This window comes from Alicyclobacillus kakegawensis NBRC 103104, assembly GCF_001552655.1.
GTDB classification, from domain to species: Bacteria; Bacillota; Bacilli; order Alicyclobacillales; family Alicyclobacillaceae; genus Alicyclobacillus_G; species Alicyclobacillus_G kakegawensis.
Genome location: NZ_BCRP01000006.1, coordinates 16,508 through 34,752, shown reverse-complemented (window position 1 = coordinate 34,752; position 18,245 = coordinate 16,508). Strand labels below are relative to the sequence as shown.

15 protein-coding genes and 1 riboswitch are annotated in these 18,245 nt (G+C 62.1%); of the genes, 10 read left to right on the top strand and 5 right to left on the bottom strand.

Annotated features, from left to right (window positions below; genetic code table 11):
- Nucleotides 1–68: 68 nt before the first annotated feature.
- The 7 genes from AK2_RS06370 to AK2_RS06340 all read left to right on the top strand — a co-directional run bounded on the left by AK2_RS06370 (nucleotide 69) and on the right by AK2_RS06340 (nucleotide 7,368).
- The gene (locus tag AK2_RS06370) at nucleotides 69–401 is read left to right on the top strand and encodes a hypothetical protein (RefSeq protein WP_067932555.1); all 333 of its coding nucleotides are present in this window, start codon (nucleotides 69–71) and stop codon (nucleotides 399–401) included.
- 182 nt (nucleotides 402–583) lie between these two features.
- Nucleotides 584–1,831: a multidrug effflux MFS transporter gene (locus tag AK2_RS06365; protein WP_067932553.1), complete on the top strand. Its 1,248-nt coding sequence runs from the start codon at nucleotides 584–586 to the stop codon at nucleotides 1,829–1,831.
- A gap of 282 nt (nucleotides 1,832–2,113) precedes the next feature.
- Nucleotides 2,114–3,415 carry an MFS transporter gene (locus AK2_RS06360; RefSeq protein ID WP_067932551.1) on the top strand — a complete coding sequence of 434 codons (1,302 nt, stop codon included), beginning with the start codon at nucleotides 2,114–2,116 and terminating at the stop codon, nucleotides 3,413–3,415.
- Between the two features lie 177 nt (nucleotides 3,416–3,592).
- The gene (locus AK2_RS06355; protein WP_067932549.1) at nucleotides 3,593–3,868 is read left to right on the top strand and encodes a hypothetical protein; all 276 of its coding nucleotides are present in this window, start codon (nucleotides 3,593–3,595) and stop codon (nucleotides 3,866–3,868) included.
- Between the two features lie 63 nt (nucleotides 3,869–3,931).
- Nucleotides 3,932–4,261 carry a spore coat protein gene (locus AK2_RS06350; RefSeq protein WP_067932547.1) on the top strand — a complete coding sequence of 110 codons (330 nt, stop codon included), beginning with the start codon at nucleotides 3,932–3,934 and terminating at the stop codon, nucleotides 4,259–4,261.
- A 174-nt stretch (nucleotides 4,262–4,435) separates the two neighbouring features.
- A complete protein-coding gene (lysA, locus tag AK2_RS06345; protein WP_067932803.1) occupies nucleotides 4,436–5,770 on the top strand; it encodes a diaminopimelate decarboxylase in 1,335 nt (444 codons plus the stop codon).
- Between the two features lie 83 nt (nucleotides 5,771–5,853).
- Nucleotides 5,854–7,368 carry a fumarate hydratase gene (locus AK2_RS06340; RefSeq protein ID WP_067932802.1) on the top strand — a complete coding sequence of 505 codons (1,515 nt, stop codon included), beginning with the start codon at nucleotides 5,854–5,856 and terminating at the stop codon, nucleotides 7,366–7,368.
- Between the two features lie 87 nt (nucleotides 7,369–7,455).
- On the opposite strand, the gene AK2_RS06335 is transcribed toward AK2_RS06340, so the two are convergent.
- The 3 genes from AK2_RS06335 to AK2_RS06325 all read right to left on the bottom strand — a co-directional run bounded on the left by AK2_RS06335 (nucleotide 7,456) and on the right by AK2_RS06325 (nucleotide 10,867).
- Nucleotides 7,456–8,280, bottom strand: a complete 825-nt coding sequence (locus tag AK2_RS06335) for a polysaccharide deacetylase family protein (protein ID WP_083520913.1) — start codon at nucleotides 8,278–8,280, stop codon at nucleotides 7,456–7,458.
- 144 nt (nucleotides 8,281–8,424) lie between these two features.
- Nucleotides 8,425–9,303 (bottom strand): LysM peptidoglycan-binding domain-containing protein, encoded by an 879-nt coding sequence (locus AK2_RS06330; protein WP_067932543.1) that lies wholly within the window; start codon nucleotides 9,301–9,303, stop codon nucleotides 8,425–8,427.
- A 3-nt stretch (nucleotides 9,304–9,306) separates the two neighbouring features.
- Nucleotides 9,307–9,471, bottom strand: a riboswitch (cyclic di-AMP (ydaO/yuaA leader).
- Nucleotides 9,472–9,544: 73 nt separating this feature from the next.
- Nucleotides 9,545–10,867, bottom strand: a complete 1,323-nt coding sequence (locus AK2_RS06325) for a lipopolysaccharide biosynthesis protein (RefSeq protein ID WP_067932541.1) — start codon at nucleotides 10,865–10,867, stop codon at nucleotides 9,545–9,547.
- A gap of 50 nt (nucleotides 10,868–10,917) precedes the next feature.
- Between AK2_RS06325 and AK2_RS06320 the strand changes: the two genes are divergently transcribed.
- The 3 genes from AK2_RS06320 (at nucleotide 10,918) to AK2_RS06310 (ending at nucleotide 15,537) form a co-directional block, all read left to right on the top strand.
- Nucleotides 10,918–12,711 carry a thymidine phosphorylase gene (locus AK2_RS06320; RefSeq protein WP_067932540.1) on the top strand — a complete coding sequence of 598 codons (1,794 nt, stop codon included), beginning with the start codon at nucleotides 10,918–10,920 and terminating at the stop codon, nucleotides 12,709–12,711.
- A 107-nt stretch (nucleotides 12,712–12,818) separates the two neighbouring features.
- Nucleotides 12,819–14,672 carry an oligoendopeptidase F gene (pepF, locus tag AK2_RS06315; RefSeq protein ID WP_369406121.1) on the top strand — a complete coding sequence of 618 codons (1,854 nt, stop codon included), beginning with the start codon at nucleotides 12,819–12,821 and terminating at the stop codon, nucleotides 14,670–14,672.
- A 67-nt stretch (nucleotides 14,673–14,739) separates the two neighbouring features.
- Nucleotides 14,740–15,537: a GNAT family N-acetyltransferase gene (locus tag AK2_RS06310; RefSeq protein ID WP_067932538.1), complete on the top strand. Its 798-nt coding sequence runs from the start codon at nucleotides 14,740–14,742 to the stop codon at nucleotides 15,535–15,537.
- Here AK2_RS06310 and AK2_RS06305 read toward each other — a convergent pair.
- Together AK2_RS06305 and AK2_RS06300 are read right to left on the bottom strand one after the other, a co-directional pair.
- Nucleotides 15,526–17,142, bottom strand: a complete 1,617-nt coding sequence (locus tag AK2_RS06305) for an ATP-binding protein (protein WP_067932536.1) — start codon at nucleotides 17,140–17,142, stop codon at nucleotides 15,526–15,528. The genes AK2_RS06310 and AK2_RS06305 overlap by 12 nt on opposite strands.
- A 103-nt stretch (nucleotides 17,143–17,245) precedes the next feature.
- A complete protein-coding gene (locus AK2_RS06300; protein WP_067932535.1) occupies nucleotides 17,246–18,205 on the bottom strand; it encodes a pyrroline-5-carboxylate reductase dimerization domain-containing protein in 960 nt (319 codons plus the stop codon).
- Between the last annotated feature and the right edge of the window lie 40 nt (nucleotides 18,206–18,245).

Sequence of the window (18,245 nt, the reverse complement as noted above, 5' to 3'; positions counted from 1 at the left end):
GTAGGGCGATTCACATCTGCAAGCATAGCATGCCTGTTGGACACATCGCTCCGGGAGGATGTTTCGTCATGGTACACGCAACCGAAGGACAGGTCGGACCTCCGCGGTGGGTGGAGCAGGAGGCGACGCTCCAGACCTATAAGGCCGATTTGCTTGCGCTGCTTGCCCTTCGTTTTGGGCTGGTCCCAGGCGAGGTAAGCAACGTTATCCTCGCTATGGACGACCCCAGCCAACTGGAACGCCTGATCTGGATGGCTGCCCACGCGCCGACATGGGCAGCGTTCATCGAAGAGTTGAAAACGCCTAATGGTGGCCGCAAATTCACTCATCAGCATGCCCCTTCTGGCATGGAATCGGTTCGCGTCGATGGCTCTAATCCTCCTGCGCGGTCGCAGCGGTAACCTGAGTCACACGATGTGAGACGTGACCATGCCCGCCTCATGTAAGCGCCATCTCTCCCTTTCCTTTCCTATGAAGCATTGTCGAAGGCGACAGAATGCACTAGTATAGATGGCGTTCACGCGGCCATCTGACCTGTTGGGCAGGTTAAGACCGCGAACGATGGAGAGGGGGCGCAAGGCTGATGACGGTCGATCCGATGGCTTCCGGGGCCGTGCGCGGTTCCCGACGGGTGTTGCTGGCTGTGATTTTAGGCAGCTTGACGGGGCTAGGACCGTTTTCGATTGACATGTATCTGCCGGCGCTGCCCTCCATGGCGGCAGATATGCACGCCGGCACCTCGGTGGCACAGCTGAGTTTGACAGCCTGTTTGCTGGGGTTGGCGTTGGGGCAGTTGGCGGCCGGCCCTATTAGCGACGCGATGGGCCGCCGCCGGCCGCTGCTTTTAGGGCTTGCGCTGTACGCGGTGGCCTCGGCGCTGTGCGCTTGGACTGGGTCGATTTGGACCCTCGTCTGCATCCGCTTCTTTCAAGGGTTGGCCGGGGCTTCGGGAATTGTCATCGCCCGTGCGGTAGCCAGGGACCACTTTCAGGGCTTGGAACTCACGCGCTTTTTCGCATTGCTGATGCTCGTGAACGGAGCGGCTCCCGTGTTGGCGCCGGTTGTGGGCGGACAGCTGCTGCGCGTGACGTCCTGGCACGGCGTATTTGTCGTGCTGTGCCTGTTGGGTATCGTGTTTTGGCTGGCTGTTCTCCTGTTCCTTCCAGAAAGCCTGCCCGAGCAGCGCAGGACGACGGGCGGGCTCAAGCGGACGGCCAGCTCGCTCGGCGGGCTCCTCCGGGACGTGGAGTTTGTCGGCTTTGTGCTGGCCCAAGGCATGGCGTTTGCCGCCATGTTTGGCTACATCTCCGGGTCCTCGTTTGTTCTGCAAGAGCTGTTCCACGTCTCTCCCCAGACCTTCAGCGTGATCTTCGCCGTGAACGGCCTGGGCATCATCGCGGCTGGCCAGGTGGCGGCGCGGACGGCCGGCCGCTTCGGGGAGCGGCGTGTACTGGCCGTGGGTTTGGCCTTGGCTGCCGCGGCCGGGATAGCTCTGCTGGCGGGCGCGGTCTGCGGTGCAGGGTTGGAATTGGTGCTGCCTGCGTTGTTTGTGGCCGTCGCCAGTGTCGGGTGCATCAACACCACGTGCGGATCGCTGGCATTGCAAAACCACGGACAGCGTGCCGGCAGCGCTTCAGCCTGGTTGGGCGTGTCAGGGATGCTGCTGGGGAGTGTGGCGTCCCCCCTGGTCGGGTTGGGCGGCAGCCGGACGGCGTTGCCGATGGCGCTGGTGATGGCCGTTTGTCACCTGTTGGCCGGCCTGTTTTATCTCACTTTGGTTCAGCGGCCCAAGCATAGGCCGTTGGCGATGCCGCCGTCCGTTCAAGGGTAGGCGATCCCGGACGGTTGTGGGTGTCGATGAAAAGGGAAGAAGGGGCCGCCCCAGACTCTGTCATAAGATGGGGGAGGGGCAGCCCCTTTTGTATTTTACGTGTTGGGCGAACAGGCAGTCCAAAGGTTTTCATATCATAAACATAAACGAAGGAGATTTCCGCAAAGCCGGCTTATTATTTTAGGGACAGATACCTTGCAATACTCCCAGAATGCGTTAGACTGTAGGTGAAATTTCAATATTTTTACTTGAAAACGATTCCGCGATCGAGGAGGGGGACTCATGGGTCACAGGTATCGCTACTTCATTATGTCGCTGGTCGTGTTGATGACCATGATCAATTATTTAGACCGCGGCGCGATATCCTACGCCGCCGATCCCATCATCTCGGCGTTTCACCTCAACGCTGAATCCTGGGGTGCGGTGCTCGGCTATTTTGGGTACGGATACATGGCTGGATCTATCGTAGGGGGCTTCCTCGCGGATCGCCTCGGGCCAAAGTGGGTTTGGTTGACAGCGGGCAGTCTATGGTCCGTGTTCGAGATCTGCATGGCGTTTGCCGGCAACATCGGCATGGCGGTGCTGGGCGGATCGGCCCTGGCCGGGTTCGCGGTGTTTCGGATTCTGTTTGGGATCTCGGAAGGACCGCTGTTCTCGACCATGAACAAAACGGTGGCCAACTGGGCCAGCCCGAAGGAAAAAGGATTCATGCAGGCGTTCGGTTTGTTTGGGGTGCCGTTTGGCTCCCTCATCACCGCTCCGATTGCGGTTGGTCTCTTGTCTATCACCACCTGGCAGACAACGTTCATCGTTCTCGGTATTCTGGGACTTATCTGGGTCATCGTTTGGTCGCGCGTGTTCACCGACAGGCCGGAGCAGCACCCGCGGGTCACGGAACAGGAATTGGCTGAGATCCGTTCTCAAGAGGTGCTGGAAAACGAAGCCACCTTGCAGGAATCGGAGCAGCGGGGCGTGCCATGGTACTTTTTCTTCAGGCGGGCGACGCTCGTCTGCAACGCCATCGGCTATTTCGCCTTTCAATATGTAAACTTCCTGTTGTTGTCGTGGACGCCCAAGTATCTTTTGGACACGTTTCACTATTCCCTGTCCAATCTCTGGTACATGGGCATGATTCCGTGGATTGGCGCTTGCGTGACGGTGCTTTGGGGTGGGCGCTTGTCCGACTGGCTGCGCCGCAAGACGGGCAACCTGCGCATTGCGCGTGCTGGCGTCGCCGTTTTGTCGCTGCTGTGCACGGCCGTTTGCTTCCTGCTCATCCCGGCCGTCCACTCCGTCGCCATGGCGCTGGTGTTGATGGCAGTGGGCAACGCGTTCAATTTCCTGCCCAATTCTCTCTACTGGGCGATTGTCATTGACACCGAGCCGGCGCGGGCGGGGGCGTTCGGCGGCATCACCCACTTTATCACCAATATCGCGACCGTGCTGGCGCCCACCTTGACCGGTGTGTTGGTGGCTCATCACGGATACAGTGCGATGTTTGTGGCGTCCGCTGTGGCTTCCGCCTTGGGCATGGTGGCGATGCTGTTCGTGCGGCCGGGCAAGCGCGCAGAGTTGAGCGCGTAAGGTCGTGCTGTGCGGCGGGGGCGGTGGGTCAGCCTGCGTGTGTCGCCGGAGTGCGGGCCGTCAGATGCAGGACGGGGCGGGCTGCATATTTTGTGCAGCCTACGGCGCAAACTAGGGACGAACACCCTCGAGGCATCCACGAGCGAGGGGCGCGAGCATTCGCAGGGAGGCGAGAGCATGCCGCGACCGTTTCAGCCACAGACCTACCAGCCTACAGCACAGCCTGTGATGATGGCCCCGCCGGCGGCCATCACGACGAAGGACCTGTCCTATCTGAAGGATGCGATGTCCTGGGAACTGTTGGCCGCGAAGAAGTGTTTTCACTTTGCCAACGAGTGCACCGACGCGAAAGTCGCATCCACCATCCAGCGGGCCGGGCAGATGCACACCCAACACTATCAGAAGCTGCTTGCGCACTGCCAGCCCGGCAATCCCACGTCCGGGCCGCAATGAACGGGGCCGGATAGGAAGCGGGCGCAAAGAACGGTGCGCCCTATCAGCGAGGAGGCCTGAGCGATGCCGCAAAACCCGAGCGAGATCGCCAATCCGAAATCTCCCTATGGGCCGCAGGGGCCCGAGATGAACGACCGGGATCGGCTGAATGACATCCTGGCCACGGAAAAGTACCTGACCGACGGGCTCAACAGCGCTGTCCGCGAGGCCAGCCACGACGCCCTGTTTCAAGACCTGATGGGCATCCTGGACGAGACGCACCAGATGGCGAGGGATGTCTATAACATCATGTTCCAACAAGGTTGGTACACGCTGGAGGCCGAACAACCGCAGAAACTACAGCAGACGTTTCAACAGTTTCAGGGGTACTCCACACAGTTTCCGTATCACTGATTCGAGACAACCCTCACGGGCGCCCAGGTGGCGCCCCGCTCTTCTTTCGCGGCTGGGCACCTGGCCGCGCGGAGGCCTTTTCTCCGCTGCCGCGTTCTCCTATTGCAATGTCCAAACATGTTGCATAGAATCGTATATTATTTCATTCTGTTGTTCAGGGAGGCGCGCAAAGCGGTGCATTTGCCTGGGACCATGGAGATACGCGACGGCCGCCTCTATATCGGCGGCTGCGATGCTGTGTTGTTGGCTGCCCGCTTTGGTACGCCTCTGATGGTCTACGATGAAGCGTTGATTCGGGACAACATTCGCCGGTTCCATCAGGCGTTTCGCCGGCAGCGCGTGGCTTATACAGTGGCGTATGCGGCAAAAGCGTTTTGCACGCTGGCGATGTGTCAGTTGGCTTGGGAAGAAGGCTGTGCCCTCGATGTGGTCTCGGGCGGGGAACTGTACACTGCGCTGGCAGCTGGCGTGCCCGCCGAGCGGATTCACATGCATGGCAACAACAAGACGCCGGCAGAGTTGGAGTTCGCTCTGGACAGTGGTGTCGGCGTGATTGTGGTGGATAATTTTCACGAGCTGCATATGCTGGACGAGATGGCGCGGGACAAGGGACAGGTGGCGCAAATCCTGCTGCGCGTCTCTCCCGGGGTTGAAGCCCACACGCATGATTACATCATGACCGGGCAGCAGGACAGCAAATTCGGGTTTGACCTGGCCAGCGGCCAGGCGGCGGAAGCGTTGCGCACAGCCGTTCGGTTGAGCGGGCTCAAATGCATCGGCCTGCACTCGCACATCGGATCGCAGATCTTCGATAGCGGCGGGTTTATCGCCGCCGCCGAGCGCCTGGCCGCGTTGTACCGGGTGGGACTGGATCTTGGCCTGCCGTTTTCCGTCCTCAACCTGGGCGGGGGCTTCGGCATCCGCTATACCGAGGCCGATCCGGGGCTTGACGTGGATGGGTTGCTCGCGGACCTGGTGCAGGCGGTGCGGGGGCAGTTTGCCGATTTGGATCGGCTGCCGGAGATCTGGGTAGAACCTGGGCGCAGCATCGTCGGCCAGGCCGGCGTCACCCTGTACACGGTCGGATCTGTCAAGGTGATTCCGGGCGTGCGCCGTTACGTGGCGGTCGATGGCGGCATGACCGACAACCCGCGGTACGCCCTGTACGGTGCCCAGTACGAGGCGCTGCTGGCCAATCGGGCGAATGAGCCGGCGGACGGCGTGTGGACGGTTGCCGGCAAGTGCTGCGAGAGCGGAGACTTGCTGACCCGCGACACGCCGCTTCCGCAGCCCACGAGCGGCGATACGCTGGCCGTGCTGGCGACCGGTGCCTACAATTATTCGATGGCCAGCCACTACAACCGCTTACCGAATCCGGCCGTGGTGTTTGCCAAAGACGGTGAGGTGACGCTGGTTGTGGAGCGGGAGACCTGGCAGGACGTGCTGCGTTTGGATAGGCCCCTGCGCCCTGCGCCGCAGCCGGCGGGGGCGGGGCGTGAGCGGGCATAGGCGGTGCCGCAAGGGATGTAAGGTATAATAGATGAGGTAGGAAAGTGAACTGATACATGAGGGAGGCACCTGCCGTGAACGCGATGCAGGAGAGCGTATTGCAACTGATCACCGAAACCTCCACCAACCTGCCGCCGGATGTGCGGCGGGCCATCAAGCGCGCGCAGCTTCAGGAGGAATTCGGAAGTCGTGCGGCTCTGGCGCTCAACACCATTGTCGATAACATCGTGTCGGCGGAGCAAGACGTGCAACCCATCTGCCAGGATACCGGGATGCCGACCTTTATCGTCCATGCCCCGGTGGGGTTTAACCAGTTGGCCCTCGCCGAAGATATCCGCGCGGCGGTGCGCGAGGCGACGCGGCGCGGCGTGCTGCGCCCCAATTCGGTCGATCCGCTGACCGGCAAGAACACGGGCGACAACCTGGGACCGGGCACCCCAGTCATTCATTTCCACCAGTGGGATCAAGACGAGCTGGATATCCGCCTCATCCTCAAAGGGGGCGGCTGCGAGAATAAAAACATCCAGTACGCGCTTCCCACGGAATTGGAGGGGCTGGGCCGGGCTGGCCGCGACCTGGAGGGCATCCGCAAGTGCATCCTGCACGCGGTCTACCAGGCGCAGGGCCACGGATGCAGCGCTGGGTTCATCGGGGTCGGCATCGGCGGCGACCGCACGACCGGCTACGAGTTGGCCAAGGAGCAGTTGTTCCGCGAGGTGGACGACACCAACCCCAATGAGACGCTGGCGGAATTGGAACAGTACATCATGGAAACCGCCAATCGGCTGGACATTGGTACCATGGGATTCGGCGGCAAAGTGACCCTGTTGGGGTGCAAGATTGGTGTCATGAACCGCATTCCGGCCAGCTTCTATGTATCGGTCGCTTACAACTGCTGGGCCTTCCGTCGCTTGGGCATCGTGGTCGATCCGTCCACCGGCGCGATTCGCAGGTGGCTGTATCGGGACCAAGAAGAGAAGCTGGAGCGGCCGGCAAAGGCGCTCGACACCGAGCACGCGATTGTCCTTGAGGCGCCGATTTCCGAGCAGCAGATTCGCCAGTTGAAAGTGGGCGATGTCGTTCTGATTCGCGGCGAAATCCACACGGGCCGGGACGAGCTGCACAAGTACCTGATGCACGCCGACGCGCCGGTGGACCTCAAGGGTGGAATCCTCTACCACTGCGGACCGGTCATGCTCAAGGGCGAGGACGGCGTCTGGCATGTCAAAGCGGCCGGACCGACCACCAGCTCCCGCGAGGAGCCGTATCAGGCCGATATCATCGAGAAGTTCGGTATACGCGCGGTCATCGGCAAGGGAGGCATGGGCGCCAAGACGCTGGCCGGTCTGAAGAAAAGCGGCGCCGTCTACCTGAACGCGATTGGCGGCGCGGCCCAGTATTATGCGCGCTGTGTCAAGCGCGTCAACGGGGTAGACTTCCTCGACCAGTTTGGCGTTCCGGAAGCGATGTGGCACCTGGAGGTGGAGGGCTTCCCGGCGATTGTGACGATGGACGCGCACGGCAACAGCCTGCATAAGGAAGTGGCCGACCATTCATTGGTCAAGCTGGAGGACTTGAAGGACCCGGTGTTCGCCTGAGCCGTTTCCGCAGGCAGCGCATGCCTTGGGCCCGCGCCTGTGTTGGTGGCCTCAAGACGCAGATGGGCACACTTTGACGGACCAGGCCTATTGAGAACCGTCCCGGCCGTCCAACCGGTCAAGGCGCGAGAGCGAGGCGCGTTTCGCTTGGGTGGTGGGACGTCCCTGGGCGGTCGGCACACCCAGGCGCGTGCCCCGGTAGTGCTCGGGCAGGACGGCAAACGTGTACCCGCGCTGTTTCAGGTAGCGAATCACCTCTGGCAACGCCTGGACGGTGTAGCGGCTGCTGGTGTCGATGCCGTCGTGCATCAGGATAATCGACCCGGGGCGGGCGTCCCGCTCCACGACGCGCACGATGGGACCAGCCTTGGTGGCTCGCCAGTCGTTGGTGTCCACCGTCCACATCGCGATGGGGTGGCCGAGCTTGCGCACGGCACGGACATTGCTCGCGTTCAGGATGCCCCCGGGCGGCCGGAAGTACATCGGCCGCACGCCGCAAGCCGCCTCGATGGCGGCGTCCGCCCGCCGTACCTGCGCCTCCACCCAGCGTTGATTCTGGTGGACAATATAGGTGTGGTAATATCCGTGGTTGCCGATTTCGTGTCCCTCGCGATGGATGCGCCGAACCAGCCACGGGTATTTCTGTGCCCGAAAGCCCAACACGAAAAAAGTCGCCTGTACGCGTTCCCGGCGCAGAATGTCCAACACGTACGGTGTCCACAAGGGGTTGGGGCCGTCGTCGAACGTGAGGTACACGACCTTGTTGGACGTTGCCGCCTTGGGCGCTGTCGCCGCCTTGGCTCGCATGGGATGGCAAGATGCGCAGAGGGAGGCTGCGCCCACGACGCAGACCAGGAAAAGTACAGACAACCAGCGCCTTGTAACGGGTAAGGTTATCGGAAACCAGCGCATGACCGCATCTCACCCCTGTCCGAGTATGCGCCGCGCGGCGCCCTTTATGCAAAAACAGCCAGGGGGCTGTTTCCCCTGGCTGTTGCGCCTGACGCGCCGTGTGCGGGCTGGACATGGCGGTCCTAATAAGGTTCTGCGCAAATTTCAATTGAGAATGTAGACTTTCACCTGCTGGAGCCCAAAATCACTGGCATGGGCGGAACTGGTCGGCACGTAGATGTCGATCCGGTTGCCGCGGATGGAGCTGCCCACATCGGTCGCGTGGGCTATCATGCCGCCTGCCGGCAAGCTGTCAAACGAATACCCGGTGATATAGACGGTGGAACCGAGTGGAATGACAGACGGATCGACCGCAATGGTGCCGAGCTTGAGCGGATGGCCGTAATAGTCGACCGGACCCCAGCCGTTTTCCTCCGGCGCAGCAGTGTATGCGGTGGCCGTACAGGTGATTTCCTTCTTGTACGACACGGGCGTTCCGCTGTGCGCGGCCGCGCTGGTTTGAGCGGCGGAAGCCGTGCGTGTTGCGGTGTCCGCCTGCAATCCCGGAAATGCGCGCGCCGCATGGCGCTCCGGCTGCACCTGAACCTCCGCCGCCTGTGTGCTGATTGGCGCGCTGGGCGTCGCAGGCACCCAGACCTGGGACCCAATCTGCAGATGATATGGGTTGACTTTCGGATTCAGGGCTAGGATGGATTGCAGGCTGGCACCCAAACGGCGAGAAATTTTCCAGAACGTGTCCCCTGGTTGAATCGTGTACGCCCGGCGGCTGCGCAGGCCCTTGGCTGCGGTTGCTTCCGGGAGGCGGATTTTCAACCCAGGGTACAGGTTCAACGGGTTTTTGTCCGGGTTTGCGGCCAGAAGTTTGGACAGCGGAATGTGCTGCCGTTGGGAAATAGACCAAAAGGTATCATTGCCGCGAACGGTATAGGTGTGTGTAGCGGCCATGGCGGGGACTGGCATGGCCCCCAGGGCACACCCGGCCGTGACCAGCGACAGACTCCACTGCTTCACAGACAGACGCAATCGATTCACTCCTTTGGTTGCCGACGAGGTTAGTTGTCGGGTTCGGGTTGTGAGTGTCAACCCTGCGCAAACACCGTCTTGTTTGCGGTTCACCCCAAGCCTGCCACCGCTGGCGGGCGCGAAAATCCCCCGTACTTCATGGCATGGAAGTTTTGGCTCAAACAGCGTAACATGGGAGGTGGACAAGGGGAACCCGCAAATGATGGCGGCGGGACCAATCGGATGGCAGCCCCGGTAGAGTCTAGCTTCGTGGATCGCTGGATTTTCTCACCTGCTGTAGCAGGTGCAGGTAGGGCGCAATGTCGGCCGCAGTAATCCGGTACAGGTGGCGCGGATTGGATTGATTGACGCGGCCAAACCACAACACGCAGACCCCCAAGGCAAGCAGGTAGGAGAGTGTTGAGGCGCAGGCGGCGCCCGGCAGTCCGGTGACAGGAATCCAAAGGCCACAGCAGGCCAGATTGGTGAGAAGGGAGAGCAAATTCATCCAGACGGCTGTCTGCGGGCGGCCGAGTTGGTGTACGGCAAACTGGACGATGACGTTGCTGGCCGCCTTGCCCACCAAACCGGGCAACAGCAAGAGTGCAGGCAGAATTGCGTCTTCATAGCGGGCGCCAAACACGGCCGGGATGAACCATGGATAGACGGCGGCCAGGCCGAGTGCGGCCGCGCCGGCGGCCAGCAGAGTGTGCCTGCATGATGTCTCCGCCGCGGCCACGGCGTCGGCCCGGTCCAGCCCGGCCAGACGCTGGTACATCACTTGCACAAGGGAAGTCGATACCTGCAGCAGCACCTCACCGGCGGTCAAGGCGATGCCGTAATCAGCCGCCGCCGATGGGCCGGCGAGAGCGATGACCATCCAGAAGTCCGCTCGGTAATTGGCGTAATTGACCAGATTGGCGGACGATTGCCAGGCGCCAAACCGGATGAGGCTTCGGATGTGGCTGCGGGAGATCCGCCACCGCCATGCTCCTGGTCCCATTTGACGGTAGGCGGCTTGGAGTCCAATCAAGGCAGCCGCGGCCCAACTGGCCAACCAGGCGGCGTAGGTCAGCGGGAGAGCGTGGGCGTGGGCGCCGGGGCTAGCCAAGGCGAGAGCATAGAGCAGAAGAAAGCCAAGGGGCTGCGCAGAGTTCATCCGATTCAACCGTGTGAGGGATGAGACTCCCTGCAGGAGACTGTTGCTGTAGCCCACGACGGCGGAGAATGCGAGCGCCGGAGCGGCCCAACCGACGGATTGGGGCAAGGGCCCAGGCACGAGCGCCAGGGCGACAGACAGCATACACGCCACGTACAACGGCAACAGCAGCATCGGCGGATTGGCGGCCTGGACAAACGCCAGCCGGCTGTCCCGCTGCTTGGCCAATCCCTGGGCCTGGTAGGCGGCAAAGCCGTTCATCCACGTCTGGCCCAGCAAGACGATGGTCGTGGTCAGCTGAAAGTCGCCGCGTTCCGCTTTTCCCAACGCCCGGGCGGTCAATACACTGCCGGCAAAGGCCAGCCCGGACACGGTGAGTTTGTACACGAAGGTGCGAGCTGTTAACGACGAGGTCCGCATATGCATTGGTGTGGCTCAAAATGGGCGATGCTAATCACAATTCAGGTGGTGAGCGCATGCGCGCTGTGGATCTCATCCACAAAAAGCGGTTGGGACTGGAGTTGACGGCGGAGGAACTGAAAGCCCTGGTGGCCGGGTATGTCGCCGGCGAGGTGGCTGATTATCAGATGAGCGCGTTCGCGATGGCTGTCCTGCTGCAGGGGATGACCGACGCGGAGGCCGCGCACCTGACGTCGGCCATGGCAGCCTCGGGCGAGCAGCTCGATTGGTCCGACCTTCCCGGTGTCGTTGTGGACAAACACAGCACCGGCGGGGTTGGCGATACCACGACGCTCGTCCTGGCGCCGCTCGTGGCGGCCGCCGGAGCGACGGTCGTCAAGATGTCCGGCCGGGGACTGGGCCACACCGGCGGTACCATTGACAAGCTGGAGTCCATTCCTGGCTTGCGCACCGCCTTGGCGGACGACGAGATGCGCGCCCAGGCGCGGCGGATTGGCCTGGTCGTGGCGGCGCAGACGCGGGCGCTGGCGCCGGCGGACAAAAAGCTGTACGCCCTGCGCGACGTGACCGACACCGTGGAATCCATCCCGCTCATCGCCAGTTCCGTCATGAGCAAGAAACTGGCTGCCGGGGCGGACGCCATCGTGCTGGATGTGAAAGTCGGCGCCGGTGCGTTCATGAAGGATGTGGCCAGCGCACGCCGGTTGGCCCGCCTGATGGTCGATATAGGCCGGCGGGCCGGGCGGCGCGTGTGCGCCCTGTTGACGCGCATGGATGAACCGCTGGGCTGGGCCATCGGCAATGCGCTGGAGGTGCGGGAAGCCATCCTCACCCTGCGCGGTCGCGGGCCTGCCGATTTGACCGAGCTGTGCCTGCATCTGGGCGCCCAGATGCTCGTCATGGCCGGCCTGGCCGGTAGTGCCGTCGACGCCCGCCAGCGCCTGCAGGAGGCGTTGGAGACGGGGCAAGCGTTGGCCAAGTTCAAGCAGTTGGTCGCGGCCCAGGGCGGGGATCCGCGGGTCGCGGACGACTTGAGCCTGCTGCCGCAGGCGCCCGTGGTGGAAACGCTGCTGGCGCCGCAACAGGGCGTGGTTACGGCGATGCAGGCGGAGGCCATCGGGCGGGTGGCGATGGCGCTGGGGGCCGGGCGGCATGGCCAGGAGGATGCCGTCGACGCCCGGGTCGGCCTGGTATTGCGCCGGAAAGTCGGGGAACCGGTGCGCTGCGGGGAGCCGCTGGTCGAGGTGCATGCGCGTACCGCGGCTGAGGCGCAAAAGGCGGTCGAGGATTTGCGGGGGTTGATTGAGATTCGCCGAACGGATCCGTTTGTGCGACCGCTGGTGCTGGAGATCATCGCCGGGGAAAGCATCAGCGAGGATATGCAGGACGGGGCGGCTGGCGCTCAGCGCATGCACGTGCCAGACGATGCGGCGTCGGGCGGACCGCCGCAGGACCTGTTGCAGGCGGCCGCACGCGCACGCCAACGCGCCTATGTGCCTTACTCCGGGTTTGCGGTCGGTGCCGCTGTCAGATTGGACGACGGGCGCGTGGTGGAGGGGGCCAACATAGAGAACGCGTCTTACGGGTTGACGCAATGCGCGGAGCGCACCGCTCTGTTCAGCGCGTTGATGCTGGGCGCCCGCCCAGAACATGGGGCCGTGCGCGAGCTGCTCGTGCTTGCCGACAGCCCGCAGCCGGTGACCCCATGCGGCGCCTGCCGCCAGGTGATGGCCGAGTTGTGCAGCCCCGAAACGCCTGTGTGGTTGACGAACACGGACGGATCGGCCAAGTGTGTGCGGGTGGCTGAGCTGCTGCCGCTGGCGTTTACGCAAGAGCAAATGCGGAAATAGACGGAATCAAGTACAATGGTTGGTGTACTCAGACCTGGCTGTGCATACGCGAGTGGAGGTTCGCATCTGCTCGCGCCTTACACATGAAAACGACAGGAGGTTTTGCAGTGGACCAGGCGCAGATTCTGCACCCCTTGGCGGCCGACGCCGCCGGCGCGCCGGCTGTGGACGTGCCGACTCGCGATGAGATTGATGAGCAGTATAAATGGCACCTGGAGGATATGTACCCGTCCTTGCAGGCCTGGGAGAAGGAAGCGGAGCAGGTGCGCCAGATGACCTCGCAACTGCGGGGCATGAAGGGGACGGTAACCGAATCGCCACATAAGCTGCTGGAGGCGTTGCGGCTGCAGGACCAGATTGGCGAGCGCTTGGCGCGTCTGTACGCGTTTGCCCGCATGCGCCGGGACGAGGACAACGCCAACGCCACGTATCAGGCGCTCACCGACAAGGCGACAGCGCTGTGGGTGGAGACCGAAGAGGCCAGGTCGTATTTTGTCCCCGAGGTTCTGGCGATGGACGAGGGGACGCTGCGGCAGTGGGTGGATGCGGAGGCGGAGCTGGGCCTGTACCGTTTCGTCATTGAGGAAATCCTGCGCGAAAAGCCGCACGTGCTCTCTGGTGAGGAGGAACAAATTCTGGCCGCGATGGGCGAGGTCGGCGACGCGCCCAGCCAGATCTTTACCATGTTTAACAACGCGGACATTCGTTTCCCGAAAGTCCGCGACGACGACGGGCAGGAGGTTGAGCTGACGCACGGCCGCTACCTGCAGTTCCTGGAGAGCCGGAATCGGGAGGTCCGGGAAGGCGCTTTTCGGGCCATGTACGAGACGTACGGCAAACACCGCAATACCCTGGCTGCCATCTACGGGGCCAGCGTAAAGAAGGATGTGTTTTACGCGCGCGTGCGCCGCTATCCGTCAGCCCGCGAGATGGCGTTGTTCGCGGACGACGTCCCCGTCTCGGTTTACGACAACCTGATTGAGGCTGTGCACGAAGCGCTGCCGGCCCTGCACAAATATCTGTCCCTGCGCAAAAGGGTGCTCGGACTGAACGAGTTGCACCTGTATGATTTATACACCCCCATCGTCGCCGAAGTGGACATGAAAGTGCCGTACGAAGAGGCGGTGGAAACCGTGCTTGAAGCGGTGTCGGTGCTAGGGAGCGACTACCGGCGGACGGCGGAAAACGGGGTGAAGGGCGGCTGGGTCGACGTCTACGAAACCCGCGGTAAGACCAGCGGCGCTTACTCCTGGGGAGCATACGGCGTGCACCCGTTCATCCTGCTCAACTACCGCGATACCCTGGACAACATGTTCACGCTGGCGCACGAACTCGGCCACGCCATGCACACGCATTATTCGCATAGCGCCCAGCCGTATGTCTATTCGAGTTACACCATCTTCGTCGCCGAGGTGGCGTCGACTCTGAACGAAAATCTGCTTCTGCACCACCTGCTGGCGCAAACGGACGATGTCAAACAACGGGCCTACCTGTTGAATCATCAGCTGGAGACCATCCGGGGTACGTTGTTTCGGCAGACTATGTTCGCCGAGTTTGAAAAGTTGACCCACGAACACGTCGAGGCGGGCGAAGCGTTGACTCCAGAATGGCTGTGCGACACGTATTATCGGCTCAACGAGCAGTTTTTTGGCGCGGTCTGCGTAGTCGACAAGGATATCGCCTTGGAGTGGTCGCGCATTCCCCACTTCTATACGCCGTTTTACGTGTATAAGTACGCCACGGGTCTTTCGGCAGCCACCGCATTGGCCCAGAAGATCCTGAACGAAGGCGGGGAGGCGGTCAGCCGCTATATCGAGTTTCTCAAGAGCGGCGGTTCGGACCACCCCATTCCGTTGTTGCGCAAGGCGGGGGTCGATATGGAATCGCCAGAGCCGGTGCGCTCGACCCTGGAACTGTTCAGCCGGCGCGTGGATGAATTGGAAGGGTTGTTGACGAACTAACGCCACGGGATCGCACACGGGGCCGCCGTTGTGGACGCATCCATCTTGTCGGAAGGACGGGGGATTCATGCCGAACACGCTGCGCAGGTGGGTGGCTATCCTTTCGGTGGCTTGCGCTGTCCTCGGGGTTGTGGTGTGCATAGCCGCTTCCATGCGTGGACAGCCCGTTCCGCTGTGGGACTGGGCGGCCACGATGTACGGGGGCGTGTTCAGCCTGTTTTTGGTCTTTGACTATGTGGGCCGGACGTTGGCGATGGCGCGCCGGGCCGCCGATGCGCGTCGAGCGCCGCTGTCTTCCCGTCGGCCTGTTGCGCCGGAGCAGAGCGTGGTGGTGGCCGAATCCCCCCACTCTGTGCGGCTTACGCGTGTTCGCGCGGCTGACAAGGAATGGTTGGAGACCATGGCGCGGGCCGCTGCGACCGAGGTGGCGGCGCTTGAACACGGGCGCCCCGGCGCGACTGCCCGAAGCATCGGGCAGATTGACGTGCAGTCGTGGCTGGACTCGCCGCAGACTTACACCTTCTTGTTCCTCGCCGGCGCAGAGCGGGTGGGCGCCTGCGCCGTGGAGTCTTCTCATTCCCTGGCCTTGCTTCGGCTGTTCTATGTGGAGAGCCAGTGGCGCCGCCGGCACATCGGCAGGATGGCCATGCAGGAGCTGCTTCAGTTTCTGTCACTTGCTGGCTTTGAGCGTGTCCTGGTGGAAGTGGCGCGTACCAACCTGCGGGCCCGCAACTTCTTCGCGGTGTGCGGGTTTCGGCCGACCGGGGCAGAGCAAGGCGCGGCGGACGTGTGGGAACGTGGTCTGCAGGCGTCCGGCGACGACGGGGCGGCGTCGGTGGGCGGACTAAGCGGACTAAGCGGTTGACGCCTCAGGCTGAGCGCGGCGGAGCCGTATAGAGACGGTGGTCCCTTCGTTGACAACGCTCTCCACGCTGATGCTGCCTTGGTGCTCTTCGATGATCTGCTTGCTGATGGCCAACCCCAGTCCGGTTCCCGCCTCCTTGGTCGTAAAAAACGGTTGAAACACGTGCTCCAGTTGCTGTGGGCTCATCCCGCATCCGGTGTCCTGAACGCGAATGCAGACTTCGTCCCGTTCAGCGGTCAACGAAACGCGCACCAGGTCACGCGGGGTGCATGCCTGCAGGGCGTTTTGGATGATGTTGAGCAGCACCTGTTTCAATTGGTTGGCGTCGGCTTCAACAAAAACAGGTTCCGGCAGAATCTCCGTTTCAAAGCTCACCCCGCGCAACGCCGATTCCGGCTGTACAAACCGCGCCAATCCGGACAGCACGTCGTTCAGGTTGATCCGGGTGAACTGTATATCCTGCGGTCGGGCCAGGGACATGAAGTCTTTGACCAGCAGGTTGATGCGGTCGAGTTCTCCCAGCGTCAGGTCGATGAACCGCCGGTCCTGCTCGGACGTCAGGTGCTCGGTGATGAGCTGCAGAAACCCGCGCGCCGAGGTCAGCGGGTTGCGGATCTCATGGGCAATCCCCGCCGCCATCGAGGTCAAAAGCGACATCTTCTCAATGTCGCGGACTTGCCCCTGCCACTGCTTCGATTGCGTGATGTCGCGGAACAACCCCAGTTTGCGGCGCACTTGCCCGGTTGGATCGGTCAAGGTGCGCACATCCACGATGTAGATCCTGTCACCTATCGCCAACTCCTGGATTTGCCCTTCCTCGTTGCGGGTCAGGTCCAGCATCCGCTGACGGGTCTGGTCGTTCACCGGAATCGGGTGACGCTCATCCATCAGTCCGCCCGACTCGTCCATGAAGACAAGGTGATACTCCATTTGGCTGACGAGTCCGAGGTGCAGGCGCATCAGGTCCTGGCGTTGTTCTTCCATCGTCCACCAGTTCACCAGGGCGACGGTGGCCGATTCCGCCAGAACGGAGAGGATGGGGCTGACCAAGCCACAGCTGTCGGTTTGAATCACAAAGGCGCCCACCACGCGATCACGGCCGCGCGGCCGCACTCCTCCAGCCGCCACATAGCGCGCCAGTCCGTAATGGCCTTGTTGGTCCTCCACCGTCGAGCAGCAGCCGCTGGCGAGAGCGCGCGTCAACGCAGGGTGCGGGCTTGTCCACTGCAGCAGGTTGGCGCCCACTCTCAGACTGTCCCGGAGCGGCTGGGAAACCTGCTGGATGTCGCCGACAATGTCCAGCAGATACCCGTCTGGGCACGTAACCAACACCGTGACATCCGGCCGGTCCAGTCGCTTCAGGACCGGTTCAAAGTGTTCGCGCGCAGCACGTACCCAAGTTAGGTGTTGATGAATGCGGTTACCAAGCTCCACATCGACAGAGCGTCGCTTGTCCACTGTGCCATTGAACACTCGCATGTTGGGCCGCACCTTTCTTCCACGTCCTTCATAGACGAGCGATCCGGCATCCCCAGATAGGTCACCCGCCGCGTCGGCGTGGGCCTGCGCGCTAACCTGCTGAGGAAGCACAGACGCCTGGTCCAAATGTGTCACCTACCCGTTCCAATATGTCTACAAATATTATCGGTCTTTTCCTCAAGAAGGACAAGACGATTCTGATAGGGAATTGGCCATTCGACAAAAGTTGTCAATTTGCGCCGTTGATGTACGGTGAGGAAAACACATCCGGTTCCCGTGCCTTGGTTCCAGCCGCTGTCGCGGTGGGTGGGTGACCGCCGTTGGTCGCACGGTGCAGGCGCACGAAGAGTCCCTGCAGATCAGCGCCGAGGCTCTCGATGCCGGCCTCGGTGATGCCACCCGGAATGGCCACTTGGCGGATGATCTCCGACAGCGTGAACCCGTTTTTCAACAGGTCGCTGACACCTATGAGCATGCGGCTGAGAATGTATTCGCATTCCGCCTGGCTTAGGTCGCCCATGCGCGCGGCGGCCACCGACCACTGGCTCAGAATGTGGGCCAGGAAGGCGGGACCGCAGCTGGCCAGGTCGGAACTGAGCCGCAGCTGGCGCTCCTCGACCACAAACGGTGTGGCGATGCGGCCGAATATCGTCTCAAACCGCTCCTGAAAGCCGTCAAACCGGGAGCCATAGCAGATGAGTACGACGCCGCTTTGTACAGTCTGGGTGATGCTGGGGATGACCGTCGCCACCCGGGCTGCGGTTTGTTGCTCCCAGAGGGCTATCGGGATCTGGCTGATGGTGGTCACCAGGGTCTGGTTTGACCGCAGAGCGGGGCCGATGTCGGCCATCACCTCCTTTGCATCGCTGGGCCGGGTGCACAACAGCACCAGGTCGCAGGCGGTGACGAGGTCCGGCAGCGAGTGCGCGATACGGACGCGGCTGCATTCCCGTCGGATGGCCTCCGCCTTGGCAACGGATCGGTTAAAAATGATGACCTGTTCCTCCGGCAGGCGCCCAAACGCCCGCGCCAGCATGCCGCCAATCACTCCGGTGCCGATGACGCCAATCCTCACGACAATCACCTCGCTGCCCATGATGTAGATATGTGTATTCGTCACCGGCTTGTTTGTTGCGCTGTCAAGCGGGCAAAAGCCGTGCATACCTTGATAGTGGCAGGAAATTCGCACTTTGCGGCGAATCCACAAAGACAAATGCAGCGGCCAATTG